The sequence below is a fragment of the Streptomyces clavifer genome (assembly GCF_036345975.1).
GTDB classification, from domain to species: domain Bacteria; phylum Actinomycetota; class Actinomycetes; order Streptomycetales; family Streptomycetaceae; genus Streptomyces; species Streptomyces clavifer.
This window is the reverse complement of record NZ_CP107793.1, coordinates 4905736-4930590: the sequence shown is the minus strand read 5'-3', so window position 1 is coordinate 4930590 and position 24855 is coordinate 4905736. Positions and strand designations below refer to the sequence as shown.

Annotated in this window: 25 protein-coding genes; 11 read left to right on the top strand and 14 right to left on the bottom strand. The window is 72.0% G+C overall.

The annotated features are described in order from the left end of the window. Positions 1 to 15: 15 nt before the first annotated feature. The 7 genes from moeZ to OG927_RS21700 form a co-directional block, all read right to left on the bottom strand. Positions 16 to 1194, bottom strand: a complete 1179-nt coding sequence (gene moeZ, locus OG927_RS21730) for an adenylyltransferase/sulfurtransferase MoeZ (RefSeq protein ID WP_056794007.1) — start codon at positions 1192 to 1194, stop codon at positions 16 to 18. 84 nt (positions 1195 to 1278) lie between these two features. Then, positions 1279 to 2106 carry a spherulation-specific family 4 protein gene (locus OG927_RS21725; protein ID WP_056794005.1) on the bottom strand — a complete coding sequence of 276 codons (828 nt, stop codon included), beginning with the start codon at positions 2104 to 2106 and terminating at the stop codon, positions 1279 to 1281. Then, positions 2094 to 3059 (bottom strand): NAD-dependent epimerase/dehydratase family protein, encoded by a 966-nt coding sequence (locus OG927_RS21720; protein ID WP_056794003.1) that lies wholly within the window; start codon positions 3057 to 3059, stop codon positions 2094 to 2096. Before OG927_RS21720 ends, OG927_RS21725 begins: the two co-directional genes overlap by 13 nt. A 135-nt stretch (positions 3060 to 3194) precedes the next feature. Further along, complete coding sequence (locus OG927_RS21715; protein WP_330320655.1) at positions 3195 to 4739, bottom strand: hypothetical protein; 1545 nt, start codon at positions 4737 to 4739, stop codon at positions 3195 to 3197. After that, positions 4732 to 6498 (bottom strand): DUF3492 domain-containing protein, encoded by a 1767-nt coding sequence (locus tag OG927_RS21710; RefSeq protein WP_330320654.1) that lies wholly within the window; start codon positions 6496 to 6498, stop codon positions 4732 to 4734. The genes OG927_RS21715 and OG927_RS21710 overlap by 8 nt, the downstream gene beginning before the upstream one ends. 498 nt (positions 6499 to 6996) lie before the next feature. Further along, entirely contained in the window at positions 6997 to 8328 is a 1332-nt protein-coding gene (locus tag OG927_RS21705; RefSeq protein WP_056794001.1) for a DUF3152 domain-containing protein, read from the bottom strand. Positions 8329 to 8336: 8 nt separating this feature from the next. Then, positions 8337 to 9302, bottom strand: a complete 966-nt coding sequence (locus OG927_RS21700; protein WP_330320653.1) for an alpha/beta fold hydrolase — start codon at positions 9300 to 9302, stop codon at positions 8337 to 8339. Between the two features lie 110 nt (positions 9303 to 9412). Between OG927_RS21700 and OG927_RS21695 the strand changes: the two genes are divergently transcribed. From OG927_RS21695 to OG927_RS21680, 4 genes are all read left to right on the top strand, one after another. Then, positions 9413 to 9637 carry a hypothetical protein gene (locus tag OG927_RS21695; RefSeq protein ID WP_330320652.1) on the top strand — a complete coding sequence of 75 codons (225 nt, stop codon included), beginning with the start codon at positions 9413 to 9415 and terminating at the stop codon, positions 9635 to 9637. A 169-nt stretch (positions 9638 to 9806) separates the two neighbouring features. Then, a complete protein-coding gene (locus OG927_RS21690) occupies positions 9807 to 10448 on the top strand; it encodes a TetR/AcrR family transcriptional regulator (protein ID WP_056793996.1) in 642 nt (213 codons plus the stop codon). Between the two features lie 145 nt (positions 10449 to 10593). Then, positions 10594 to 10821, top strand: a complete 228-nt coding sequence (locus tag OG927_RS21685) for a DUF3107 domain-containing protein (protein WP_056793994.1) — start codon at positions 10594 to 10596, stop codon at positions 10819 to 10821. A gap of 184 nt (positions 10822 to 11005) precedes the next feature. Continuing rightward, a complete protein-coding gene (locus tag OG927_RS21680) occupies positions 11006 to 11278 on the top strand; it encodes a hypothetical protein (protein ID WP_124281245.1) in 273 nt (90 codons plus the stop codon). A 9-nt stretch (positions 11279 to 11287) separates the two neighbouring features. Here the strand turns inward: OG927_RS21680 and OG927_RS21675 are convergent, their stop codons facing one another. Then, the gene (locus OG927_RS21675; RefSeq protein ID WP_199862813.1) at positions 11288 to 12043 is read right to left on the bottom strand and encodes a ferritin-like fold-containing protein; all 756 of its coding nucleotides are present in this window, start codon (positions 12041 to 12043) and stop codon (positions 11288 to 11290) included. 466 nt (positions 12044 to 12509) lie between these two features. On the opposite strand from OG927_RS21675, the gene OG927_RS21670 reads away from it, so the two are divergent. Together OG927_RS21670 and OG927_RS21665 are read left to right on the top strand one after the other, a co-directional pair. Beyond that, positions 12510 to 14495 carry a DEAD/DEAH box helicase gene (locus OG927_RS21670; RefSeq protein ID WP_330320651.1) on the top strand — a complete coding sequence of 662 codons (1986 nt, stop codon included), beginning with the start codon at positions 12510 to 12512 and terminating at the stop codon, positions 14493 to 14495. Between the two features lie 102 nt (positions 14496 to 14597). After that, positions 14598 to 15449, top strand: coding sequence for an alpha/beta fold hydrolase (locus OG927_RS21665; protein WP_319101192.1), 852 nt, complete (start codon positions 14598 to 14600; stop codon positions 15447 to 15449). 10 nt (positions 15450 to 15459) lie between these two features. On the opposite strand, the gene OG927_RS21660 is transcribed toward OG927_RS21665, so the two are convergent. Next, complete coding sequence (locus OG927_RS21660; RefSeq protein ID WP_330320650.1) at positions 15460 to 16371, bottom strand: NYN domain-containing protein; 912 nt, start codon at positions 16369 to 16371, stop codon at positions 15460 to 15462. A 210-nt stretch (positions 16372 to 16581) separates the two neighbouring features. Here OG927_RS21660 and OG927_RS21655 point away from each other — a divergent pair, with 210 nt between their 5' ends. After that, positions 16582 to 16734: a hypothetical protein gene (locus OG927_RS21655; protein ID WP_164494125.1), complete on the top strand. Its 153-nt coding sequence runs from the start codon at positions 16582 to 16584 to the stop codon at positions 16732 to 16734. Between the two features lie 81 nt (positions 16735 to 16815). Here the strand turns inward: OG927_RS21655 and OG927_RS21650 are convergent, their stop codons facing one another. The 4 genes from OG927_RS21650 to OG927_RS21635 all read right to left on the bottom strand — a co-directional run bounded on the left by OG927_RS21650 (position 16816) and on the right by OG927_RS21635 (position 19926). Beyond that, on the bottom strand, positions 16816 to 17421 hold the full coding sequence (locus OG927_RS21650) for a MarC family protein (protein WP_056793986.1): 606 nt from the start codon (positions 17419 to 17421) through the stop codon (positions 16816 to 16818). Positions 17422 to 17538: 117 nt separating this feature from the next. Further along, the gene (locus tag OG927_RS21645; protein WP_330320649.1) at positions 17539 to 18405 is read right to left on the bottom strand and encodes a PHP domain-containing protein; all 867 of its coding nucleotides are present in this window, start codon (positions 18403 to 18405) and stop codon (positions 17539 to 17541) included. A gap of 210 nt (positions 18406 to 18615) precedes the next feature. Further along, a complete protein-coding gene (locus tag OG927_RS21640; protein ID WP_079099459.1) occupies positions 18616 to 19260 on the bottom strand; it encodes a DUF6758 family protein in 645 nt (214 codons plus the stop codon). An 81-nt stretch (positions 19261 to 19341) separates the two neighbouring features. Beyond that, entirely contained in the window at positions 19342 to 19926 is a 585-nt protein-coding gene (locus OG927_RS21635) for a suppressor of fused domain protein (RefSeq protein ID WP_056793979.1), read from the bottom strand. Between the two features lie 410 nt (positions 19927 to 20336). On the opposite strand from OG927_RS21635, the gene OG927_RS21630 reads away from it, so the two are divergent. Both OG927_RS21630 and OG927_RS21625 read left to right on the top strand, forming a co-directional pair. Beyond that, on the top strand, positions 20337 to 21452 hold the full coding sequence (locus OG927_RS21630; protein ID WP_056793977.1) for a magnesium and cobalt transport protein CorA: 1116 nt from the start codon (positions 20337 to 20339) through the stop codon (positions 21450 to 21452). A 12-nt stretch (positions 21453 to 21464) separates the two neighbouring features. Next, positions 21465 to 21986: a hypothetical protein gene (locus tag OG927_RS21625; protein ID WP_330320648.1), complete on the top strand. Its 522-nt coding sequence runs from the start codon at positions 21465 to 21467 to the stop codon at positions 21984 to 21986. A gap of 13 nt (positions 21987 to 21999) precedes the next feature. Here the strand turns inward: OG927_RS21625 and OG927_RS21620 are convergent, their stop codons facing one another. Then, positions 22000 to 22767, bottom strand: a complete 768-nt coding sequence (locus OG927_RS21620) for a hypothetical protein (RefSeq protein WP_056793973.1) — start codon at positions 22765 to 22767, stop codon at positions 22000 to 22002. Positions 22768 to 22939: 172 nt separating this feature from the next. On the opposite strand from OG927_RS21620, the gene OG927_RS21615 reads away from it, so the two are divergent. Both OG927_RS21615 and OG927_RS21610 read left to right on the top strand, forming a co-directional pair. Next, positions 22940 to 24214, top strand: a complete 1275-nt coding sequence (locus tag OG927_RS21615) for a magnesium transporter MgtE N-terminal domain-containing protein (protein ID WP_056793971.1) — start codon at positions 22940 to 22942, stop codon at positions 24212 to 24214. Beyond that, entirely contained in the window at positions 24204 to 24764 is a 561-nt protein-coding gene (locus tag OG927_RS21610) for a DUF1003 domain-containing protein (protein ID WP_330320647.1), read from the top strand. Before OG927_RS21615 ends, OG927_RS21610 begins: the two co-directional genes overlap by 11 nt. Positions 24765 to 24855: the final 91 nt, after the last annotated feature.

The following is a 24855-nucleotide window of genomic DNA, read 5'->3' as shown; positions in this document are numbered from 1 at the left end:
TGTACCGCCGCGCTTCTAGTAGACCGGCTTCTCGGGCTCGATCTGGTGGACCCAGCCGATCACGCCGCCGCCGACGTGCACCGCGTCGGCGAAGCCCGCCGACTTGAGGACCGCGAGGACCTCGGCGCTGCGGACACCGGTCTTGCAGTGCAGGACGATGCGCCTGTCCTGCGGCAGGTCCTGCAGGGCACCGCCCATCAGGAACTCGTTCTTCGGGATCAGCTTGGCACCCGGGATCGAGACGATCTCGTACTCGTTCGGCTCGCGGACGTCGATGATCTCGATCTTCTCGTCCCCGTCGATCCACTCCTTGAGCTGCTTGGGAGTGATCGTGGAGCCGGCCGCCGCCTCCTGGGCCTCCTCGGACACGACGCCGCAGAAGGCCTCGTAGTCGATGAGCTCGGTGACGGTCGGGTTCTCGCCGCAGACCGCGCAGTCCGGGTCCTTGCGGACCTTGACCTGGCGGTACTGCATCTCCAGGGCGTCGTAGATCATCAGCCGGCCGACGAGCGGGTCACCGATACCGGCGAGCAGCTTGATGGCCTCGTTGACCTGGATGGATCCGATGGACGCGCAGAGCACGCCCAGGACACCGCCCTCGGCGCAGGACGGGACCATGCCGGGGGGCGGCGGCTCCGGGTAGAGGCAGCGGTAGCAGGGACCGTGCTCGGACCAGAAGACCGACGCCTGGCCGTCGAAGCGGTAGATCGAGCCCCACACGTAGGGCTTGTTCAGCAGGACCGCGGCGTCGTTGACGAGATAGCGGGTGGCGAAGTTGTCCGTGCCGTCCACGATCAGGTCGTACTGGGCGAAGATGTCCATCACGTTCTCGGCTTCGAGCCGCTCCTCGTGAAGGACCACGTTCACCAGCGGGTTGATGCCCACCACCGAGTCCTTGGCCGACTGGGCCTTGGACCGGCCGATGTCGGCCTGGCTGTGGATGATCTGGCGCTGCAGGTTCGACTCGTCGACCTCGTCGAACTCCACGATGCCGAGCGTGCCGACACCGGCCGCGGCCAGGTACATCAGAGCCGGCGAGCCGAGGCCGCCGGCTCCGACACAGAGCACCTTCGCGTTCTTCAGCCGCTTCTGTCCGTCCATCCCGACATCCGGGATGATCAGGTGGCGGGAGTACCTGCGGACCTCGTCGACGGTGAGCTCAGCAGCTGGCTCGACCAAGGGTGGCAGCGACACAGGAACCTCAACAATGCAGGTGGTCGGTTTCTACGTACTTCATCTACGTACGGTTGTTCTGCCGTAACACTGCCACGCCCCTCCTCATTCCGAGATACCCGGTCCGATCCGCGAGACGAATTCGTCCCAGTAGCTGGGCAGTGCCGCGAATGGATCGTTTTGTCCCCTCGTGCCGTCCCGGTCCGTGAAGAAGATCGTGCCCGCGCCCTGCCAGCGGGCGACGCGCATCGCCTCCTCCAGATGCGTCCGCGGGACCCCGTGGACGAAGTGCGCGAAGCGGGCCGGCTCGTACGCCGCCGTCCACTCGGCCACCTGGGACCAGCGGTAGTCCGTCCAGGGCCCCCGGAAGGTCACCAGCTGGTCGGCGGCCTCGGCGTAGCCCGGGTACGGGTGGGTGCCGGGGCCCAGGACCAGGCGCCCGCCCTCCTCGTCCGCGCTGTCGCTGTCGTCCAGGAGGGCCGCCAGGGTGCTGGTGAGCCGGCGGACGGCGGGGAGGTCCGCGCGATCGGCCGGGCAGCGGTCGAGGTAGAAGCCGCCGACCCGGTACCAGTCGAGGAAGGACCGGGCGTCGGCGACCAGCTCGCTGAAGGGGCGGCTGCCGAAGTCCAGGTCGAGGTGGCCCAGCAGCCTGCCTCCCGCCGCCCGGACGGTGTCGTCCGGGGCCTCGCCGTGCAGGGCCCGTTCGCGTGCGTTGCGGAGCCGGCCGGCCGCCTCCAGGCAGTGCGGGTCGGGGCGGGTGCCCGGTCCGTCGTCGATGTTCAGCACCGCCCAGTGCAGCGGTGTGCCGGGGCGGCCGAGCTCCGCCCATTCGGCGGGGGCGAGCAGCGGATGGGCGTAGCCGGGCACACCGACGCCGAGCCCTTCCGCACCGCTGGTCCGCACGGCGGCACCGGTGCTGGTCAGATACGGCACGCCGCCTCCATCCAGATGTCGGCGAGGGACTCCTCCAGGTTGATCCGGGGGCGCCAGCCGAGCCGGTCCCGGGCCGTGCGGACATCCGCCTGCTGCCAGGCTCCGCAGCCGTCGGGGTAGGGGGAGGGTGTCGCCGAGAGGTGCTCGACCACGGATTCCGCGGAGGCGCGGGGTGCGCCGATGGGGAGCCGGGCCGGGGGCGTGTCCAGCTCGTGGAGCGCACCCGCGTATCCGGCGACCCGGGCGAGGACCGCCGCGGCGTCGCGCAGCCGGACGGCCCGGCCGGTGCCGATGTTGACGACGCCCTGGGCCGCGGAGAGCGAGGCGGCGTGCACGGCCCGCGCCACGTCCCGTACGTCGACGAAGTCGCGCTGCACTCCGAGGCCGCTGAGCTTGAGCTCCGGATCGCCGGACTGCATGGCGCGGCGCATCGTCTCGGCGAGCCGGCCGAGCGGGGAGCCCGCCGGGGTGCCGGGCCCGACCGGCGAGAAGACCCGCAGGACGACCGCGTCGAGCCCCGAGCCGAGGACGAGTTCGGTGGCGGCGAGCTTGCTGACGCCGTACGGGCCTCCGGGGCGGGGGACGGCGTCCTCGGCGGTGGACGAGCCGGGCTGGGAGGGCCCGTACTCGGAGGCGCAGCCGACCTGGACGAGCCGCGCGCTGCAGCTGCTGCGGCGCATGGCCTCGCACACCGTGGCGACGGCGACGGTGTTGTGGCGGGTGAGGTCCCGGGCGCCCCCGCGGGTGGCCCCCGCGCAGTTGACGACGACTCCGGGGTGGACGGCGTCCAGGAAGCGGGTGAGCGCTCCGGGACTGCCGCCGGCGAGGTCGAACCGTACGTCGGCGTCGTCACCGCGGCCGAGTGCCGTGAGGTGCACGGCGGGGTCGGCGAGCAGGCGGTCGGCGACGAAGCGGCCGAGGAATCCGTTGGCTCCGAGCAGCAGAACCCTCATCGCGCGCCCCCTCGGTGCCGACGGCGGCCTGCCGGTGCGGGGGATTGGGGGGTCATGTCCGGTGTCTCCTTGAGGAAGGTGGGTGCGGTGACGGGACCCGCGGCGTCGGCTCCGCGGGGTGGGTGGGCGGTCCGGCTACGCCGCGGCGTGTGCGGAGGCCCGGGGCAGGGTGACGGATGCGTGGATCAGCAGCCCGAGGGCCGCGGTGCCACAGGCGAGCGCGGGTACGCCGCCGGTGCCCGCCGCTGCGACGACGGCGCCGACGGGCCGGGCCAGGAGGTCGAGGCCGGGCAGCCGCCCGGCCAGGACCAGGAAGGGGGCGGCCACTTCGACGGCGCAGGCGGCGGCGAGTCCGGTGGCGGCGGGTTCGGGGAAGCCGTGGACGGCGAGGAGCCGGGCCAGGAAGAGCAGGACACCGAGGGCGGCCGGTGCGACGAGGGTTCCGCCCCCTCCGTAGCCGAGGTCGGCGAGGAACAGGAGCGCGGCCAGCGCACAGAGGAAGAGCGCGAGGATGCCCAGAAGAAGAGGGCGCACGCCGGCGCCGAAATCGGCGAGTACGTGGCTTCCGGCCAGCCTGTGGTGCGCCCGCACGGCGAACAGGTGCGCACACCAGGCGGCGGGGGCCACGGCGAGGGCCAGCCCGAGCAGGGGGGCCGGGGCGGCGGTCCAGTGTCCGTCGGGGCCGCCGCTGATGACCTGGGCGAGCAGGTCGTCCCCGTACACGGCGTACGCGAGGAGCGAGCAGACGTACGGTGTGACGGCCCCGATGCCGTCCCTGGCCCTCAGTGGGCCGCCGCGGAGACAGAGCCGGAGCCCGAGGAACACGAGCAGCGCTCCGACGGCGGTCACCGCGAACCGTGCTTCTCCGCCGAGCAGCCCCTCGGTGCCCCGGAGCGCCCCCGCGGTCGCGAGGCAGGCGGCGCCGGGGAGCAGTGCGAGGAGCGTCCAGCCCGCCCGTGCCCCGGTGTCGGGCCCGGGGCCGGGCCGCGGTGGGCGGCACGCCGCGTGACGGCCGGCTCCGGGGGCGCGGGCATAGAGCTCCTCCGCCAGCGAGAAGACGTCACGGTGCCGGTAGCGGGCGGCCGTGCGGTCGGTGAGCCCGTGCGCCTCCAGACCCGCAGCGATCTCCAGCGGATCGACGGACCGTTCGCAGAGCTCCCGGTGCCGGTGCATGAGCACCTTCACGGGGTCGGCGGGTCCCCGGCGCGCGGCGGGCCGACGGTCGGGGTGGTACGCGATCTCGGGGGCGCGCACAGCGGCGCGTACCGCTACGGGGGACGCCTCCCCGCCCCCGGGAGCGGGGAGCGCGCCGTCGGCCGCACCGGGCAGCGGGTCCGTGGAGCGCGGGTCCGGCTCCACGTCGGCCGCACCCCCCTCCCGGCCGGCCGGGGCGAAGGCCCGGCTGTTCCCGTCCGCGGCACCGGACGGCGCCGTGGGGCCGGACGGTGCCATGGGGCCGGACGGTGCCATGGGGCCGGGCAGCGCCGTGGGGCCGAGGCCCTCGGCCTCCCCCGGCCGGGCGTCCGCCCCGTCGCCCGGTCCTCGCGGCGGTGCCGGGATTCCGGCCGCCGAGACCGCGGCCGGTGTCCCGGCTCGCTGGTCGAGGTCCTGGGGGGAGGTGCCGGCCGGTCCGCCCATGGAGGCCCCTCCGCGGTCGTGTCCTGTCACGTCGTCACGCATCGCCGTCTCCCGCTCCCCGCGCGCCCGCGCACGCGCCGTCGGCAGCCATGGCCCAGCTCGGCAGCCGGGCGGCGCCGGAGGCGACCGGGGTGGGCGGCAGGTGGCCCAGCACATGGGCCTCGGGAGGCGTGGCGAACGGGCGTGGCGGGTCCTCGGCGCTCGTCCCGGACGCCCACCTGGCCGGGGAGTGCGCCACCAAGTCCAGGTAGATACCGCGAAACGCCACCAAATTCTGTTCGACGGTGAAGAGTTCGAGCGCCCGGGCACGCGCCGCCGCGCCCAGGCGTGCACGGCGCTCGGGGTCGCGCAGGAGTGTGACGCAGGCATCGGCGAGCGCCCGCGGATTGCGCGGGGGCACCACGAGCCCCGTGCCGCCGACGACCTCCACCACGGCGCCCACGTCGGTCGAGACGGTGGCCCGGCCGCAGAACATCGCCTCGACCAGGCTGATCGGGAAGCCCTCGACCACGCTGGACAGGACGACCACACCGCCCGCCGCGTACGCCTCCGCCAGCTCGGGCACCTCGGGTCCGCCGATCTCCTCGAAGGTGACCGGGTCGGCGCCGGCCGCGTGGGCGTCCGTCGCCTCGTCGGGGAAGAGCTGGGCGGCGAGCGCTCTGCAGTGGACGAGATACGCGTCGCCCTCACCGCCCTGCGCCGGGGCTCCGAAGATGCGCAGCCGGGCGTCGGGTTCGGCCCTGCGCACCTCCGCGAAGGCGTGCAGCAGGGCGATCAGGTCCTTGGCGGGCTCGATGCGCCCGATCCACACGAGCGTGTCCGGACCACCGCCGTCGCCGCGCTCGCCCACCGTCCCGAAGCGTTCGGCCTCCATACCCGGATAGACCGTGCGGAGCTTGTCCCGGTCGGCTCCGCAGCGCTCCTGCCACCGGCGTACATGCGTGTTGCCGGGGGTGATGACCGCGGCCTGCCGGTACACCTCGGAGGCCATCCGTCCGTGGAAGTTCGCGAGCAGGGCGCGCACCGGCGCACTGAACGGGGCTTCGGGCACGGCGAGATAGTGCGCCCGCAGCGGAACACCGTGCTCCGTCACGAGCAGCGGCACTCCGAAGAAGCGTTTGGCCAGCAGCCCCGGCAGGGCCGCGGCCCCTCCGGAGGCCGCGTGACAGAGGTCCACCGCACCGAGGCTCGACTCGTCGTACCAGTCGAGGGAAAGGGGGCGCAGGGCGCGTTCGAGCTCGGCGGTGAAGGCGAGGTAGTCGGGGACGGTGGCGCTGTGGACCGTCCGTCCGGTGCCGGGGGCGCGGCAGGCCGATTCGACCAGCCGCGCGGTCGTCTCGGAGCGCAGGGCGGCGTGCAGGCCGCCGCAGTCCGTGGCCAGTTCGGCGAGGCCGTAGAGACCCTCCGTGAAGAGGTCCGCCGCCCGCTCACCGCCCGCTGCGCCCGGCCCGCGGTCCGCGCCCGCGCAGACCGCGCCGACGAGCGCCGTCACATGCGCCGTGAAGCGCCGTCGGTCACGCCGCCCGTACGAGCGCCCCAGGCCGGTCGCGAGCCGGCCCGACACGCCTTTCGGGCGTGCTCCGCGAGGGTCCTCCCCGTGCGTCCACAGCGGTGCCGTCCTCACCCGGCCGACCCGGTCCGGAAGTCTGACCCAGCCCTGTTGTTCCTGGTGGGCGGAGCGGCTGAGCGCGAACAGGTCGAATTCGTGCTGGGGGAGGCCGCGCACCAGGCGGTCGCACCAGAGCCTGGACTCACCGGTCGCATACGGATAGCCACCGTCCGTGAGGAGTCCGATCCGCACGAGCACACCCCTCGATCTCCCTTGTGGACAGCCGCCGTTGATCGGCGACTCACAGCGGGACGACCGTAAGCGGACACACCGGCGACATGACGGACGGTTGTCCGTCGCACCACCGAAAGGGGTGAACCACCGTAACTTTCCCTCCCCCGTCGCGTTCTGTCGCGATAAGGGGCCACGACGGTCACGGAGGGTCAGGCTGTGGCCCAGTCCTTGCGGGTCGGGCGGCAGGGTGCGGCGTACGACGGACCGGACCCGGGAACGCCGGTTCGAGCACAGGACCGCCGACCGCAAGCCGTGTCGCTCAGGGACCGCGAAGATCCGCACGCCCCGTCGGCCACACCCCCGCTCGACGATCCGGCCCAGTCACCTCGACCCGGCCACCCGGGCATCGGGCGCCGGCGCGTCGCACACGATCCGCCGCGACCGGGCCGCGAGCACGCCCGGTCCCGCCCGGCGGACGCCCGTACCGCCACAGGGACGGGACACCCACCCACCGGGTCAACTACCCGGATACACCCAGGGGTTGGGGCGGCACTTGATGCCTTCGATCTCCAGCGTCTTGGTCTGCTGCTGCATCACGGGGGCGAGCGCACCCGGGGTGCGGCAGCTCACGTGATTGTGTCCCAGCCGGTGGCCGACCTCGTGATTGATCAGCATCTGGCGGTACGCCAGGAGTTTGTCGGGGCCGAAGGTCGAAGCGCCCTGTGCCCAGCGATAGGCATTGATCATGACGCGGTCGGTGGCCGCCGAATCGCAGGAGACGTTGTCCTCCGTGGTGTCCAGGCCCGACTTCTCGCACCAGACCCCGGTGGTGCCCGGACTCGCGAGCGTGATCACGAAGCGGGGCTCGCCGGAGGAGATCCGCTCGAAGGTCATGGCACCGTTGTGCGCCCAGCTGCGGTCGTCGTTCAGTGTCTTCTGCACGGCCTCGGCGAACAGCCCGGCATCGAGACCGAGACCCTTCTCGACGTCGATCCGGTACGTGTACTTCTCGCCCTTCCCCGGGGCCTTCGCGAGCCCGGGAACCGCCTCGAACACCCCGGTCGCCTTGAGCGTCGGAGCGAGCGGGTACGCCTTGGCCATCTTCTCGGCGTACGACATGGGCTTGACCTGCGGCTGCGGCGCCCGGGGGGTCGGGCGTTCGACCGAGCGGGAGGCGTCCTCCGCATCCTCGCGGTCGACGCCTGCCGCCTGCGACACGACCGGTGCGCCGGAGTCCTCCGCCACCTGGCCGGCCACCACGACGGCGAGCACCGTGGTCACCGCGGCGGCGGCGATGCCCGTGAAGGCGCGGCCCTTGCTGCCCCTGCCGTCCCGGCCGCCGTCGTCGTCGGGGGCACCGTCCGGACCGGCGGGCGCGCCGTCGCCGTCAGAACCCGCCCCGCCGAGCGGTGCGGGTCCTGAGGGAGCGGCGTCGAACGCGTCGACGAACTCCCTGCGCGGGCCCGGCACCAGCGGAAGGCCACCGGTCCGAGCACCGGTCCGGGGCGCCGTACGCCGCTCGGAGGCACGCTGCGCGGCCTGCTGGGCCGCCAGCTGCCGCGCCACGGCCTGTCGCGTGGAGGCGTCCCCGGGGCCCTGCCGGCTGTCGTGCCGGGGCTGCGGACCGGTCCCCCAGCCGCCGCCCGGCTCATGCTGTTCGGGATGACCGCCCCGTACCTGCGGAGCGTCGTGGAAAGAGGTGTGTCCGTCCCCCGCGGGCGGCGTCGCGGAATCCCGTCTGCGCCGGCCGCTGCCGGGCCCGGTACGCGTCGTACCGCGTTCGCCGCCCGTGGCGGCCCCGGTGTCGCGCCCCTTGGCCTCGGCACCCTTTCGGCTGTGTCGTCCCACGCCCCGGATCAGCTCCCGCCGCGTTCGTCGAGCAGGTCCCGGAACGCCTGGGCGATCGTTTCCGGGTACTCCATCATCGCCACGTGCCCGGCGTCGGGCAGTGTCAGCAGGCGCGAGTCGCGGAAGGCCGCGGACGCCCTGCGTGCCATCCGGTACGAGACGAGCTGGTCCCGTCCGCCGTACACGAGGAGGGTCGGTGCGAGCACCCTCTCGGCCTGGCGCCACAACCCGTGCTGTCCGCCCAGCGTGTAGGCATCGACGATGCCCCGTGCCGAGCGTGTCATGGCGTCCCAGAAGTACGGCAGCTCCAGCCGACGCTCCATCTCGGCCACCGCATGGCGGAAGGCCTCCTCGGAGATCCGTGCCGGATCGCCGTAACAGAGTGCCATGACGCCGCGCGTGCGCTGCTCCGCGGTCCACTCCCGGGTGAGCCTGGAGAACAGGGAAGCGACGCCAGGGAGTGCGAGAAGCCCCGTCGGTACGGCCGGCCGCTGCACCCGGATCTCGGGCAGGGCCGGTGAGATCAGCGTCAGGGTGCGCACCAGGTCGGGGCGGACCGCCGCGATCCGGGTGGCGACGGCGCCGCCCAGGGAGTTGCCGAAGAGGTGGACGGGTCCCCGCCGGTCGGCGTCGAGCAGCCGGATCACCGCCCGGGCGTGTCCGGTCACCGAGTAGTTGCCGTCGTCCGGCGGCGGGGAGTCCCCGAAGCCGGGCAGGTCGACCGCCTCGCCGTCGACCACGTCGGCCAGCATCGGCATCAGCGCCGACCAGTTCTGGGAGGAGCCGCCCAGCCCGTGCACGTAGAGGGCGGGGGCCCGACCGGCCGCCCGCGCGGGGCGGGTGCGCAGCGTGAGGGTGAGGCCCGGCAGCTCGACGGAGCGCAGCTTCTCACCCTCCGCCACCCGTACGGCACTGACCGTGGGCGCCAGCGCGGCGGCGGCGGCGCGGGTACCGGGCAGCTCGGTCGAAGACATGCGGCAATGTTACGAGACGATCACGCGGTGGTTCATGTGTTCGCGGTCACAGGTCGCATAGCGCCCCCGGAGGGATGCTCCTAGGCTTCGAGTGAGGGAAGGGAGCCACCATGACGGTCGACCCGAGCGACCCGGACACCTTCGAGGACACCGAGGACGTCCGGCCCGAGGAACGGGACCATGAGGCGCCCGAGGCCGACTCCGCCGAACAGCGCGCCGAGGTCCGGCAGAACCACGACGAGCCGCTCACGGACATCGACCGGGACAGGGCCGATGAGGCGGATGCGGCGGAACAGGCGCGTGTCGTCCCACAGGACGAGGACGATTACCGGTAGAGCGCCCCGCTTTGCGGCGCCACTCGTCCCGCCCGTGGCTACCGGAGTCGTCCGGTCCGTGAAATTCTGCGTCCGCGCCGCGCGCACCCGGGTTACTCAAAAGTACGATGGCCCCACGGCGCAGCGTGCACGGTACGACTGTGTTCGATCACAATTCTTGGGAGGCGGCGTGACAGCCATCGAGCAGACAGAGGCAGCACGCCCGCGGGGTACTCGCCTGCCCCGCCGTGCCCGACGCAATCAGCTGCTGGGCGCCGCGCAGGAGGTCTTCGTGGCGCAGGGCTACCACTCCGCCGCGATGGACGACATCGCCGAGCGGGCGGGCGTCAGCAAGCCGGTGCTCTACCAGCACTTCCCCGGCAAGCTGGAGCTCTACCTGGCGCTGCTCGACCAGCACTGCGAGGCACTGCTCCAGGCGGTCCGCACGGCACTCGCCTCGACGACGGACAACAAGCTGCGCGTGGCCGCGACGATGGACGCCTACTTCGCGTACGTGCAGGACGAGGGCGGCGCCTTCCGCCTGGTCTTCGAGTCCGACCTGACCAACGAGCCGGCTGTCCGCGAGCGGGTCGACCGGGTGTCGCTGCAGTGCGCGGAGGCCATCTCCGACGTGATCGCGGGCGACACGGGGCTGTCCAAGGAAGAGTCGATGCTGCTGGCGGTCGGTCTCGGCGGCGTCTCCCAGGTGGTGGCGCGCTACTGGCTGTCCAGCCGGTCCGCCATTCCGCGTGACACGGCCGTGCAGCTGCTGACCTCGCTCGCCTGGCGGGGCATCGCGGGGTTCCCGCTGCACGGCATCGATCAGCACTGACCGGTCGCCCCGGGCCGACGGCGCCCGGAGGGTGTTCGCTGCCGGCGTTGCCGGTCGACCCGTGGTCGCTCCCTTGACCGGGCTAATGTGTGCTGCGTACGGCGCGGTTCACCGCGCAGAGACGGACCGTCGGAGGGACATAGCCGTGGAGGTCAAGATCGGGGTGCAGCACACGCCCCGGGAGATCGTTCTGGAGAGCGGGCTTTCCGCCGAAGAGGTCGAGAGCGCGGTCGGCGAGGCGCTCAGCGGCAAGGCGCAGCTGCTCAGCCTCACGGACGACAAGGGCCGCAAGGTTCTGGTGCCGGCCGACCGGATCGCGTACGTGGAGATCGGCGAGCCCAGCACCCGACGGGTGGGGTTCGGCGCGCTGTAGGTCGCGCGACGCACAGGACAGAGGTGGAGGCCCGGCGGATGTCCGCCGGGCCTCCACCTTTCCTGTACCGGATCTTCGCTCGGGAGGGTTCCCGGAAGCGCGGGGAGGGTTGTATTCCGCAGGCCCCGGGTAGTACGGCCTAGGACCGATCTGCCCGCCGCGCAATCAAGCGAGGTGACCTTCTGTGTTCTGGGAATTCATCAGCTCCGTCGTGCTCGGACTGGCCCTGTCCTGGGCTGCTCTCCACACGTTGCCGGGCCGGCTCCCGTCCCACTCCACGGTGTTCGTCACCGGTTCGCTCGGAGCCCTCTTCGGCGCGTATCTGACGCACTCGGCGCTGGGCTCCGGGCACCTCCTGGCGACGCCGGCCGGTGCCCTGCTGGTCGGGGCGGTGACCCTCTCCCTGCTGATCCGCCCCCGCGGCAGCAGGCCGGTGCGGTCCGCACCGGCCCAGTAGGGCCGCCCGTCAGGCCGCGAGGCCCAGTGCGGCCATCCGCTTGGTGTGGGCCTCGGTGATCCTGGAGAACATCCGGCCGACCTCGGCCAGGTCGAAGCCGTCGGCCACACCGCCGACGAGCATCGTCGACAGGGCGTCGCGGTCGGCGACCACGCGCTGGGCCTGGGAGAGCGCCTCGCCCATCAGCCTGCGCGCCCACAGGGCCAGCCTGCCGCCGACCCGGGGCTCCGCCTCGATGGCGGCGCGCACCTTCTCGACCGCGAAGTTCCCGTGTCCCGTGTCGTCGAGGACGGCCAGGACGAGGGAGCGGGTGTCGCTGTCGAGGCGGGCGGCGATCTCCCGGTAGAAGTCGCTGGCGATCGAGTCGCCGACGTACGCCTTGACCAGGCCCTCCAGCCAGTCCGACGGTGCGGTCTGCCGGTGGAAGTCGTCCAGTGCCTTGGCGAAGGGCTCCATGGCCCTGGTCGGGTCCTCGCCGATCGCGGTGAGCCGGTCGGTCAGCGTCTCGAAATGCTGGAATTCGGCGGACGCCATCTTTGCCAGTGCCGCCTTGTCACCGAGCGTCGGTGCGAGTTTCGCATCCTCGGCGAGCCGCTCGAAGGCCGCCAGTTCCCCGTAGGCGAGTGCGCCGAGCAGATCCACGACCGCGGCGCGGTACTGCGGCTCGGCGGAAGCGGTCACCCAGTCCTGGGCTGCGATTCCGGTGGGTGCGGGCGCTTCGTCGGATGCTTCATTGGCGTTGTCAGGCGTCTCCATGAAGCGCAGAATAGCCCGCTTGTGGGAGGGTGGAAGGGCCCGGCCGGTCGGAGACATCACACCGTTCCGATGAATTCGCCCAACACACATGCACGAATCCGGGGTACAGTGGTATTGCGCTTACTGAGCATTTTCTTGTGCCAGCAGCGCGACCTTGAATGAGGATGCCCGGTCGGTGGCCCGATCGGCTCCGACCCGACAGCCCTCCACGCGGCGTGTGCGATAGGCACTACCCGCAGATGAGGGGCCCCCTCAGCGGCACGAGCGCTCGAGCGACGGCAGTGGTCCCGCGCCACCCGGCCCATCCACGGCCGGACGACCGACCCCGGCACGGTACGACCCCCAGCGTTCGCCTCGGGCCGCGTTTCACAGAAGAGGCAGCACCCTGACTACGTTCCGCGACCTCGGAATCCTTCCCGAGACGGCCGAAGCCCTCGAGGCGGTCGGCATCACGTCCCCGTTCCCCATCCAGGAGATGACGCTCCCCGTAGCGCTCTCCGGGTCCGACGTCATCGGCCAGGCCAAGACCGGCACCGGCAAGACGCTCGGTTTCGGTCTGCCGCTCCTGGAGCGCGTGACCGTCCCCGCCGACGTCGAGGCGGGCCGGGCCGGGCCCGACAAGCTGACGGACGCCCCGCAGGCCCTGATCGTCGTTCCCACGCGCGAGCTGTGCCAGCAGGTCACCAACGACCTGCTGACCGCCGGCAAGGCCCGTAACGTCCGCGTTCTCGCGATCTACGGCGGCCGTGCGTACGAGCCCCAGGTCGAGGCCCTCAAGAAGGGCGTCGACGTGATCGTCGGCACCCCGGGCCGTCTGCTCGACCTGGCGGGCCAGCGCAAGCTCGACCTGTCGCACATCCGCGTCCTCGTCCTCGACGAGGCCGACGAGATGCTGGACCTGGGCTTCCTGCCCGACGTCGAGCGCATCATCACCATGCTGCCGCCGAAGCGCCAGACCATGCTGTTCTCGGCCACCATGCCGGGCGCCGTCATCAGTCTCGCGCGCCGCTACATGTCGCAGCCGACCCACATCAACGCCACCTCGCCCGACGACGAGGGCACGACCGTCAAGAACACGGCGCAGTTCGTCTACCGCGCCCACTCGATGGACAAGCCCGAGATGGTCTCGCGCATCCTGCAGGCCGACGGCCGCGGGCTCGCGATGATCTTCTGTCGTACGAAGCGGACGGCCGCCGACATCGCCGAACAGCTGGAGAAGCGCGGCTTCGCCTCCGGCGCCGTCCACGGCGACCTGGGCCAGGGCGCCCGCGAGCAGGCGCTGCGCGCCTTCCGCAACGGCAAGGTGGACGTCCTCGTCTGCACCGATGTCGCCGCGCGCGGCATCGACGTCGAGGGTGTGACCCATGTCATCAACTACCAGTCGCCGGAGGACGAGAAGACGTACCTCCACCGCATCGGCCGCACCGGCCGCGCGGGGGCCAAGGGCATCGCGATCACGCTGGTCGACTGGGACGACATCCCGCGCTGGCAGCTGATCAACAAGGCCCTGGACCTGAAGTTCCCGGACCCGCCCGAGACGTACTCCACGTCCCCGCACCTGTACGAGGAGCTCAGCATCCCGGCCGGGACCAAGGGTGTCCTGCCGCGCACCGAGCGGACCCGTGCGGGTCTGCGCGCGGAGGAGATCGAGGATCTCGGTGAGACGGGTGGCCGCGGCCGCAAGGCCGCCGCGCCCGCCTCGGCCCCCCGTGAGGAGCGCCCGCCGCGCACCCCGCGTCAGCGTCGTCGCACGCGGGGCGGCAGCACCGCCGAGGAAGGTGCCGTCACGGTGCCGGCACCGTCCACCGAGCCGGCCGGCGAGGACCCGGCGGAGCCGCGCACCCCGCGTCGCCGTCGCCGTACCCGCGCCACCGCGGAGGGTGTCGTGGAGGCAGCCGTGGCCGTGGCCGAGGCTCCGGCCCCCGTCGCCGCCACAGCCCCGCCCGTGACCGAGGCCGCTCCCGTGACCGAGGCCGAGCCGGTGGTGGACGCGCAGCCGCGCCGGCGTCGCACCCGCGCCGCGGCTGCGACGCCGGTCGCCGAGACGGTGGCCCCGGCCCCGGTCGCCGAGCCCGTGGTCGACTTCCAGACCGTGGCCGTCGCCGCACCGGTGGCGGAGCCCGTGGTCACGCGGCCGCGCCGCCGCACCCGGGTGGTCAAGCCGGCCGACGAGGTCGACTTCCAGATCGCGCCGGCCTCCGAGCCCGCGGTCGAGACCAAGCAGCGCCGCAGGCCCCGCGCCGCCGCCAAGCCGAAGACCGAAGCGGTGGCGTCGGTGACCGTGTCCCCGGCCGCTGCCGAGGACGCCGTGGAGGCCAAGCCGCGCCGTCGCCGGCCGCGCGCCACCGCCGTCAAGGCGGAGGCGGCCGAGACGGTGACGGCCGAGGACGCGGCCCCCGCGAAGCCGCGCCGCCGCCGGGCTCGTGCCACGACGGCGGCCGCCGAGGCGACCGAGGCCTGATCCGGTAGCAGTACCCACGTACGGCCCCGGTTCCCGCACTGCGGGAACCGGGGCCGTACGTCTGCCCGGGCACGGTCGCGCTCCCGGCGATAACCTCACCCCATGAGCCGGCCGCCCACGTTCACCCCGCCCCCCTGCGCCCGAACCCGCGTGCTGCACACCGAGCGCGGCGACTTCGCCGTGCTGGACGCCGCACCGCCCACCGGGGCGCACTCGACCGCCCTCCTGCTGCCCGGATACACCGGCAGCAAGGAGGACTTCATCGCGATGCTCGAACCCCTGGCCGACGCCGGGTTCCGGGTGCTGTCCGTCGACGGCCGAGGGCAGTACGAGAGCGAGGGGACGGGCCGTCAGGAATCCTATTCTCAGGGCGAGTTGGCTCGTGATGTGCTGGCTCAGGCAGCCGCGGTAGACGACGTGGGGCCCGGAGGCGTCCATCTGCTCGGGCACTCGCTGGGCGGCCAGATCGCCCGCGCCGCGGTGCTGCTGGACGCCGGGCCGTTCCGTTCACTGACCCTGATGTCGTCCGGCCCCGCCGAGATCACGACCGACCAGCAGAAGAAGGCGCAGCTGCTCGGCGACGCCCTCGCCCGCTGGACCATGGCGGAGGTCTGGGAGGCCATGCGCGCCCTGGACCCGCCCGAGGACGCGGACACCGGCGGTGGCGAGGACCTGCGCCGTCGCTGGATGCGCCACGACCCGGCTCAGCTGATCGCCACCGGAGCCCAGCTGTCCGCCGAGCCGGACCGGGTGGCGGAGCTCGCCGCGCTGCCCCTCCCCGTCCATGTGGTGTCGGGCGAGAGCGACGACGTGTGGCCCGTGCCCCTGCTGGACGACATGGCCCGCCGGCTGGGGGCCCCTCACACCGTGATCGAGGGAGCGGAGCACTCCCCCAACACGGCCCGCCCGCTGGAGACGGCGGCCGCCCTCGCCTCCTTCTGGAGGGGTCTCTGATCCCGTCGGCTCAGAACTGGGCCTGCAGGTGCTGCCAGAAGCCGTCACGCAGTGCCCGGCGCAGCGGGGCGTGGCCGCGCAGTGAGTGCTGGAGCAGCCGCTCGGCCTCGACGAGGAGGTCCTGGTCGACCGAGCCCGGCAGGTAGGGGTGTCCGGGCAGCAGGTCGGCGAGGGACTCACGGCCGCGCGAGGAGAGCCAGGTGGCGGCGATCTGGGCGCCGACGAAGCGGACGTCCTCGCGTGCCGGGACGGGGCCGTCGTCCTCGTACATCGTGACCGGGCGCCGGGTCACGTAGGGGCGGCAGAAGTCCAGGTCGAAGGTGCGCTGGCTGTCGACCTCCCAGAGCAGCGGCTCGGCCTGGTTGCGCCCCTCGCCGGCCTCGATGCCCCAGAGGTGGACGCGGGCTCCGTAGCCCTGTGCGGCCTCGACGGCCGACACCAGGTCCTCGTCGCCGCCGACGAGTGCCGCGTCGCTGATGGCCCGGTGCCGGGCGAGCGACTCCAGGTCCGTCCGGATGAGTGAGTCGACGCCCTTCTGCTGGTTGTTGGCGTTGAGGTTGCCGAGCCTGACCTTGACGTCGGGAAGCTCGGCGATGGACTGCTGCTCGACGGTGTGGATCCGGCGCCTGGCCCCGTCGTACCAGTAGACGCGCAACAGCCTGCTGTCCGCGAAGATCGTGCGGGCCTTGTCGATGAACGCATCGATCAGCCCTTCCGCGTCGAGGTCGAAGGACCGGCGGTCCTCGGTGCCGGTGACGAGCAGTCCGGCCGCGGCGTACACGTAGCCCGCGTCCACGAAGATCGCGTGGGTGGAAGGGGTCTTCGACACCTCCGCGAGCACGCGCTGGAGCAGCTCGTTGGTGCGGTCCAGCTGCTCTCTGATGCCCGGCCCTTCGTCCGGCTGTGCGTCCGCGTGATTCATACGGACCTCATTGTCTGCGCATGCTCCATTACTGGCGGGTACTTAGACATCCAAAAAATTTCCTTAGCGTAGGGAATGTTTGCCGTGGGCAAGCCGTTGTACCCCCTGTGGAGCGCGAGGCGTGAACGCCTCGAGCTCCCCATCCTTGTCGGACGGCCAGCCCGTCCTCCAGTAGTTCTCCAGCAGGAGGATCAGACGAAGGGAAGCCTTATGCGCTTCGAGATCATGCGCCTCGACGATGTCGACGGTACCGCCGTGGACAGCACCGTCGTGGACGCCGCCTCCGTCAACCGGATCGTGCAGCAGGCCGCCTCCATGGGCCAGCGCATCTACATCCGGCCGGCCGACGCGTCGGCTTCGTAACGCCTCACACCGCTGTGCGCCGCTGAAGACGATGCGCCCCCGCCCGGAAGGTCCGTGCGGGGGCGTTGTGCTGTCCGGGCCTCAGGCGTTCTGGACGACCTGGGTGACGCCGTTGATGATCTGCTGGACGGCGATGGCCGAGAGCATCATCCCGGCGAGGCGGGTCACCAGCACCACACCGCCGTCCTTGATCACGCGGATGATCAGCAGCGAATACCGCATGGCCAGCCAGAGCACCAGGTGCATGGCGAGGATCGCGGACCAGACGGCGACCTGACCGCCGGCACCGTCGGCGTCCTGCACCGCCAGGATCACGGAGACGATCGCACCGGGCCCGGCGAGCAGCGGCATGCCCAGCGGTACGAGGGCAACGTTGACGTCCTTGGTCTGCGTCGGCTCGTCCGTCTTGCCGGTGAGCAGGTCCAGCGCGATCAGCAGCAGGAGGAGCCCTCCCGCGATCATCAGCGCGGGTACGGAGACGTGCAGGTAGTCCAGGATCTGCTGGCCGAGCAGACCGAAGACGGCGATGACGCCGAAGGCGACGGCGACGGCCTGCAGGGCCATCCTGCGCTGCACCTTGGCGGGGCGCCCCGCGGTGAGGGCCAGGAAGATCGGGGTGATTCCGGGCGGATCCATAATCACAAAAAGGGTGAGAAAGAGGGATCCGAAGACAGCGACGTCGAACACAGTGAGCCTTGCGAGAGAAGAGCGGGTCGAACAGGGAGGGGCGCGGGCCGCGGGACGGCGGCGTGCGGGGCCGCGCCGAGAGGGTGGCGCGGAAGAGGTGATAGCGCGGGGAGCGAGTTACGCGGGGAGCGCTCCGCCGGCGCCCGGCACGGGGAAGGCCCCCGTGGCGCGCCGGGTGATCTCGCCGTAGATCTCGGGGTCGGTGGTGTACTCCCCGAGCCGGACGGTCTTGCGGGTGCCGTGGTAGTCGCTGGACCCGGTGGGCAGCAGCTCCAGCTCGGCCGCGATCCCACGCAGCCGGGCCCTGGTGGGCTCGTCGTGGTCCATGTGGTCGATCTCGATGCCGTCGAGGCCCGCGGCCGCCAGGCGTGCGATCACGGCTTCGGGGACCACGTCGCCGCGCTTGACGGCGAGCGGGTGGGCGAAGACGGTGACACCGCCGGCGGCCTTGACCAGCCGGACCGCTTCGAACGGGTCGAGTTCGTGCTTCTCCGCGTACGCACGCCCGCCGTTCGCGAGCCAGGCCGGAGTGAAGGCGTCGGAGACCGAACCGACGACGCCGAGCTCCACGAGTGCGGTGGCGATGTGCGGGCGGCCGACCGAGCCCTCACCGGCGATCCGCGCCACCTGCTCCCAGGTGACCGGAACGCCGAGCTCCCGGAGCTTGCGCACCATGGTCTGCGCGCGCGGCACCCGGTCGTCCCTGACCAGCTCGCGCTCGCGGGCGAGCTCGGGTTCGGACGGATCGAAGAGGTAGGCCAGCATGTGCAGGCCGATGCCGTCGACGCGGCAGGAGAGCTCGGCACCCGTGACGAGGGTCAGGCCCTCGGGGAGGGCCGCGACCGCTTCGGCGTGGCCGCGCACGGTGTCGTGGTCGGTGAGGGCGACGACGTCCAGGCCCGCCGCGGCGGCCTGGGCCACCAGCTCGGCGGGGGTGTCCGTACCGTCCGAGGCGGTGGAGTGGGTGTGCAGGTCGATGCGCACGACGCGTACTCCGGGGCTCGTGGACGGACAGGGGGACGCCCAAGGATAACCGGCGGTCACCCTGCCTCCGGCCCTCGCCGCCCGGCCGCTGACCTCCTCGCCCGGTTCCCGGCCCTCGCCGCTCCGTTCCCGTCACCCCGCCCGCCGGTCACGCGCGGACCGCTTACCGCTTACCGCTGTCCGCACCGGCCGCCCGGCCACCGCCACCGGTCAGGGCTGGGTGAGCAGCCGGGGTGTGAGCGCCCCGCACGGCAGGAGGTCCACCTCTCCGCCGGCGTCGCGCAGGTCGGTCAGCACCAGTTCGTCGTACATCATGAGCCCCGACTGCTCGGGCCACACGATCGCCCAGAGCCACAGGCCGCGCGCCTCGCCGGCGAAGACGGCCCGGTCGTCCGGGGCGTCCTTGACGTGCCAGAGCGGGGTGGGCCGCCCCGCGGCGAGCACCTTGGCGTCCGGCACCCCCTGGGCGCACAGGCCGGAACCGGGATCCAGGCCGTCGATACCGGCGTAGCGGGCGCCGAGCCCGACGCCGAGCTCCTCGGCGACGAGCAGCAGTTCGCCCATTCCTCCGAGCGGTCCGGGACCGGAGCAGGCGACGGCGGTCGCCCGGCCGCCGCTGCGGTCGTCACCCGCGTACGCCGCACCGGTGAACAGCCAGCCCACCGGCAGCGGCCAGGGCATCCACACCGGCACTTCGGCCCGGTGCACCACCACGCCGAGCGCCTCGACGCTGGGCGGGATCACCGGCTGCATCGGGTGCACCGCTCCGTGCACGGAGCACTGCCAGGCATCGGCGAAAAGACCGGGCGCCCTGACCCGGCCACCGCACTTCGGGCAACTGGGTTCGCCCCTCATACCCCCCAACGGTCCTCTCCGGGCGTCGTGGCGTCAAGGACGATCACCCGTCCGCAGCGCGGCGGCGCCCGACGGGCGGGCTCAGTCGAGGGGGACGGAGGAGCGCAGCGGGTCCCGCAGATCCGTCCCGTGCGACAGCCAGCGCTCCTGGAGTTCCTGGGCTCCCCTGACCCGCTTCCAGGCGGCCTCGTTGTGCGTCATCGGCAGGAGCGGCAGGAAGCGCACCGGATCCATCGGGGCGTCCAGCTGCAGGTCCTCGACGAGACCGCCCGGCTCGGCGACCAGCACGGAGCTGAACGGCGCACCGGACCAGAGGGGGCTGCCGAGGTCCAGCGACGCCCCAGGAGTGACGATCAGCCCCTCGACCTGCGGGGAGGCCGCCAGGACGGCGAGTGGCCTGAGCACCTCGTCGGTGGCGGCGAGTCCCAGCCGTACGGACAGGACCAGTTCCGCCCGCGGACCCTTCACGGGGTCGGCGAGCGGGGAGGTGGGATCGGCCATCGGCTGGGCCGACATGCCCAGCGTGGCGTAGCGCACGACATCGCCGTCGACGAAGCGGAGCACCTCGATGCGGTCCGTGCCCAGGAACGTCACCTCGGCGCGCGCGTCCGGTTCTCCCAGGGCCGTACGGAGCCCGGCCTCGACCAGATCAAGAATTTCTCCCATGCCGCGAGCATAGAACGCGTCTCCAACGGGCAAAGAAAGAGATTGACCCCGAGTCGGCTGATAGCGTGGGCCGCCGGTCGGGACAGCACGCCAAGCGTCGCTCTCAGTCCCGACAACACGTGATCCCCCACGGGGGACCGGCCGGAGGAGGTGGGGCCGCGGTGGATCCAAGTCGACCGTGCAGTACCAGCCGCTCTTCCGCGCGGCGCCGTCCTTCCGTGATCTGACGCCCTCCCAGGACGTGTTCGCGGCAGTCCGCGCACCGGAAGAGCCCCTCGTTTTTGCCTGTCTGTAGCGAACGCCGTCATCGCGCCCGCGCGGTGCCGCCCGCTTTGCGGACGTGAGCGCACGTCCCCATTCCGGGCTGTTCCACGCCCCGCCGACGACGGCCCTCCGTGAAGGAGCCAGCCATGTCGATGATCCGCGACCTGCGCGCTGCCGTGCGCCCGTCCCTGCGCAAGAGCAACACCCCGTACAACAGCTACGACACCACCCGTGACCCGACCGTCTCCAGCGCGGTCGTCGACTGTGCGGTCTACCGGGACGGGCGCCGGCTCGCGGCCGACGCCTGCCAGACCCCGCACGAGGCGATGCTGCGCGTGCGCGAGGAGGGTGGCTTCGCCTGGATCGGCCTCCACGAGCCGACCGAGGAGGAGTTCGCCGGTATCGCGCGCGAGTTCGGCCTCCACCCGCTGGCCGTCGAGGACGCCGTCCACGCCCACCAGCGGCCCAAGCTGGAGCGGTACGACGACACGCTCTTCACCGTGTTCAAGACGATCCACTACGTCGAGCACGCCGAGCTGACCGCCACCAGCGAGGTGGTGGAGACGGGCGAGGTGATGTGCTTCACCGGACGGGACTTCGTCATCACCGTCCGTCACGGCGGACAGGGTTCGCTCCGCGCCCTGCGCCACCGCCTCCAGGACGACCCCGAGCTGCTCTCCAAGGGCCCCTCGGCCGTGCTGCACTCGATCGCCGACCATGTCGTCGACGGCTACATCGCGGTGGCGGCCTCCGTGCAGGACGACATCGACGAGGTGGAGATCGATGTGTTCTCCACACCGGCGAAGGGCAGTCCGCGCGGATCGGACGCCGGGCGGATCTACCAGCTGAAGCGCGAGGTGCTGGAGTTCAAGCGGGCCGTGTCGCCGCTGCTCCGGCCGATGCAGCTGCTGAGCGAGCGCCCCATGCGGCTCATCGACCCCGACATCCAGAAGTACTTCCGCGACGTGGCCGACCACCTGGCCCGGGTGCACGAAGAGGTCATCGGATTCGACGAGTTGCTGAACTCGATCCTCCAGGCGAACCTCGCGCAGGCGACCGTCACGCAGAACGAGGACATGCGCAAGATCACGTCCTGGGCGGCCATCATCGCCGTACCGACGATGATCTGCGGCGTCTACGGCATGAACTTCGACCACATGCCCGAACTGCGGTGGACGTACGGCTATCCGATGGTGCTGGGCGTCATCGGCGTCGTCTGTTTCTCCATCCACCGCACCCTGAAGCGCAACGGCTGGCTCTAATAGAGTGCGGGCATGACTGCTGCTGACGTGTCGCTGGGCCGGGCTCTCGTCGAGGAGGCCACGAAGAAGTCCGGTCTGATCTGGGTGCGGGGCTCCGGCCCCGCCCGGGCGCTGTGGCACGTGTGGCACGAGGGTGCGGCCCTGCTCGTCGGCGACGGCCCCGGGGAGCAGCCGCTGTCCGCCGGGCTGGACGCGGGCGGCACCGCCGAGGTGACGGTGCGCAGCAAGGACAAGGGCGGCCGGCTGGTCGCCTGGACCGCCGCCGTCGCCGTCCTGGAGCCCCACTCGCAGGAGTGGGAGGCCGCCGTCGCCGAGCTCAGGGGCAAGCGGCTGAACGCGCCGGACGCCGAGCGGATGACGGAGCGCTGGGCGCGCGAGTGCCGGGTCCTGCGGCTGACGCCGGGAGCGTCCCGTACGGAGCTGCCGGAGACCTCGCTGGCCGCGGCGCCGCTGCCCACCGGGGCGACCACGCACCACCCGGCACCGGCCGCGCTGCCCCGGCTGCTGCTGAAGCGCCGCGGGAAGAAGCGGTGACGGGTGCCTTCCGTCAGCCGGAGGACTTCGGCAGCTGGCCGCCGTAGTCGACGGTGTCGTCCTCGGGCGGCGGCTCCAGCGCGAACTCCACTCCCCAGTCGGCGAGGGTGACCGTGCCGCCTCCCCCGCCCCGGGCCACGCGCACGGGGTAGGGCGTGCCCTTGAGGGAGACGTCGAGTGCGCCTCCCTCACCCTTTCCGCCCATGATCTGCACCGTACGGATCCCGCCGATCGTGTCCCGGTCGCCCTTGTTGAGCTTTCCGTGCAGGGCGAGCATCCCGTCGAGAAGCGCCTTCTTCTCGGTGAAGCCGCGCAGCTGCTTGTAGGTGGGGTCGTCCTCGGGGACCTTCACGTACTTGCCCTTGAGCTTGTCGGCGGCCCGGACGCCCTCCTCGTCGGCTTCGGCCGCGTTGTCCGTGGCGTGGTTCCAGAAGCCGGCGTCGGCCTTCAGGAAGAGCTCGTCACCGATGCGCAGCAGCGCGAACGTACTCTGCTTCGAGGTGACCGATCCGGTGCCGCCCTCGGCGCTGAGCTGCATGTTCAGGCTGTACGTGCCGCCCTTGCTGACCAGCTTGCCCGTCAGCCGCACCGCGTCGGAGGCGTCCGCGGCGGCCCGTGCCTTCTTGTCGATCTGCGCCGCCGTCAGCTTGCCGACGCCGTTGGTCCCCTTGTCCGGGTCCTCCTCGGCGCAGGCGGTGAGCGCGGCGGTCAGCCCCGCGCAGAGCACGACGGCGAGAGCCGTCCGGCGGCGGGCGCGGACGGCCGGGTCGTAAGAGGTCACGGGCGCACTGCCTCTCGTCTGAGTGTCGGGGGGTGGCAGACGGCAGCGTACCCGTGCCGCGTACGCCGTTCGGCAGAGCGCCGTACGGACGGTCCGCCGGGGCGGCGCCGAGCGGTACGGGCTAGCCTGATCTCGGCAAAGGAGGACGTCGGGGACTCAGGAGGCGCACGGAATGGCAGCAGGCGCTCCCAGGATCTTCGTCTCACACCTGTCCGGCGTACCGGTGTTCGACCCCAATGGTGACCAGGTGGGCCGGGTACGCGACTTCGTCGCGATGCTCCGGGTCGGCGGCAAGCCGCCGAGGCTGCTCGGCATGGTCGTCGAGGTGGTCAGCCGGCGGCGGATCTTCCTGCCGATGATCCGGGTGACCGGGGTCGAGTCGGGTCAGGTCATCACGACCGGCGTCGTCAACATGCGGCGCTTCGAGCAACGGCCGACCGAGCGGCTCGTCCTGGGCGAGATCCTCGACCGGCGGGTGCGTCTCGTGGAGACCGACGAGGAGGTCACCGTCCTCGATGTGGCGATCCAGCAGCTCCCGGCCCGGCGCGACTGGGAGATCGACAAGTTCTTCGTACGCAAGGGGCGGGGCGGCGCACTGCGGCGCAAGGGCGAGACCCTGACGGTGGAGTGGTCGGCGGTCAGCGGCTTCTCGCTGGAGGAGGACGGGCAGGGAGCCGAGAGCCTGGTCGCCACGTTCGAGCGGTTGCGCCCCACCGACGTCGCCAACGCCCTGCACCACCTGTCGCCCAAGCGCCGGGCCGAGGTGGCCGCCGCCCTGGACGACGACCGGCTCGCGGACGTCCTGGAGGAGCTGCCCGAGGACGACCAGGTGGAGATCATCGGCAAGCTCAAGGAGGACCGCGCGGCGGACGTCCTGGAGGCGATGGACCCGGACGACGCGGCCGACCTGCTCTCGGAGCTGCCGGAAGCGGACAAGGAACGGCTGCTGGCGCTGATGCGGCCCGACGACGCCGCCGACGTACGGCGCCTGATGTCGTACGAGGAGCGGACCGCGGGCGGGCTGATGACGACCGAGCCGATCATCCTGCGGCCCGACGCGACGGTCGCGGACGCCCTGGCCCGGGTCCGCCAGCAGGACCTCTCGCCCGCGCTGGCCGCGCAGGTGTACGTCTGCCGGTCGCCCGACGAGACCCCGACCGGCAAGTACCTGGGCACCGTGCACTTCCAGCGGCTGCTGCGCGATCCTCCGTTCACCCTGGTCAGCTCGCTCGTCGACAGCGATCTGGTACCGCTGACGCCGGACACCCCGCTGCCCGCCGTGACCAGCTACCTGGCCGCGTACAACATGGTCTCGGTGCCCGTGGTGGACGAGAGCGGCTCGCTGCTCGGTGCGGTGACGGTGGACGACGTGCTGGACCACCTGCTCCCGGAGGACTGGCGCGAGACCGACTTCCAGGGCGAGGAGGGGATCGCCGATGGCCGGTGAGGACCGTGCGAAGGCGGCGTCGACCGGCTCCTCGGGCCTCGTGCGCCCCCCACGCCCGCGGCTCGACCAGCCGAAGGACCCGCGCCGCCGGCTGCTGCCGGAGTACGACCCCGAGGCGTTCGGCCGGTTCTCCGAGCGCATCGCCCGGTTCCTGGGCACGGGACGGTTCATCGTCTGGATGACGCTGATCATCATCCTCTGGGTGGTGTGGAACATCTTCGCGCCGGAGGAATTCCGGTTCGACCAGTACCCCTTCATCTTCCTGACGCTGATGCTGTCCCTCCAGGCCTCGTACGCGGCCCCGCTGATCCTGCTCGCGCAGAACCGCCAGGACGACCGCGACCGGGTCACCCACGAGCAGGACCGCAAGCAGAACGAGCGCTCGATCGCGGACACCGAGTACCTCACCCGGGAGATCGCCGCCCTGCGGATGGGCCTCGGCGAGGTCGCCACCCGGGACTGGATCCGCTCGGAGCTGGAGGCCATGGTCAAGGACATGGAGGAGCGCCGGGTACTCCTTCAGGTCGAGAGTGACGAAGGCGACCGCTGAGGGGCTACCCGCGCGTAGGCACCGGCGCCGTACCTCCCACCCGTCGCCCGCCACCACCCTTCCAAGGAGCGCTGCGCGCACCCGTACTATC

Bases quoted from the DNA above. Each gene is read 5' to 3' on its own strand.
- OG927_RS21625 (WP_330320648.1), top strand. From the start codon at position 21,465: ATGACTGCTGCTGACGTGTCGCTGGGCCGGGCTCTCGTCGAGGAGGCC.
- OG927_RS21635 (WP_056793979.1), bottom strand. From the start codon at position 19,926: ATGGGAGAAATTCTTGATCTGGTCGAGGCCGGGCTCCGTACGGCCCTG.
- OG927_RS21615 (WP_056793971.1), top strand. From the start codon at position 22,940: ATGGCAGCAGGCGCTCCCAGGATCTTCGTCTCACACCTGTCCGGCGTA.
- OG927_RS21700 (WP_330320653.1), bottom strand. From the start codon at position 9,302: ATGTCTTCGACCGAGCTGCCCGGTACCCGCGCCGCCGCCGCCGCGCTG.
- OG927_RS21640 (WP_079099459.1), bottom strand. From the start codon at position 19,260: ATGAGGGGCGAACCCAGTTGCCCGAAGTGCGGTGGCCGGGTCAGGGCG.
- OG927_RS21660 (WP_330320650.1), bottom strand. From the start codon at position 16,371: ATGAATCACGCGGACGCACAGCCGGACGAAGGGCCGGGCATCAGAGAG.
- OG927_RS21695 (WP_330320652.1), top strand. From the start codon at position 9,413: ATGACGGTCGACCCGAGCGACCCGGACACCTTCGAGGACACCGAGGAC.
- OG927_RS21610 (WP_330320647.1), top strand. From the start codon at position 24,204: ATGGCCGGTGAGGACCGTGCGAAGGCGGCGTCGACCGGCTCCTCGGGC.
- OG927_RS21655 (WP_164494125.1), top strand. From the start codon at position 16,582: ATGCGCTTCGAGATCATGCGCCTCGACGATGTCGACGGTACCGCCGTG.
- OG927_RS21665 (WP_319101192.1), top strand. From the start codon at position 14,598: ATGAGCCGGCCGCCCACGTTCACCCCGCCCCCCTGCGCCCGAACCCGC.
- OG927_RS21715 (WP_330320655.1), bottom strand. From the start codon at position 4,739: ATGCGTGACGACGTGACAGGACACGACCGCGGAGGGGCCTCCATGGGC.
- OG927_RS21720 (WP_056794003.1), bottom strand. From the start codon at position 3,059: ATGAGGGTTCTGCTGCTCGGAGCCAACGGATTCCTCGGCCGCTTCGTC.
- OG927_RS21630 (WP_056793977.1), top strand. From the start codon at position 20,337: ATGTCGATGATCCGCGACCTGCGCGCTGCCGTGCGCCCGTCCCTGCGC.
- OG927_RS21670 (WP_330320651.1), top strand. From the start codon at position 12,510: ATGACGCTCCCCGTAGCGCTCTCCGGGTCCGACGTCATCGGCCAGGCC.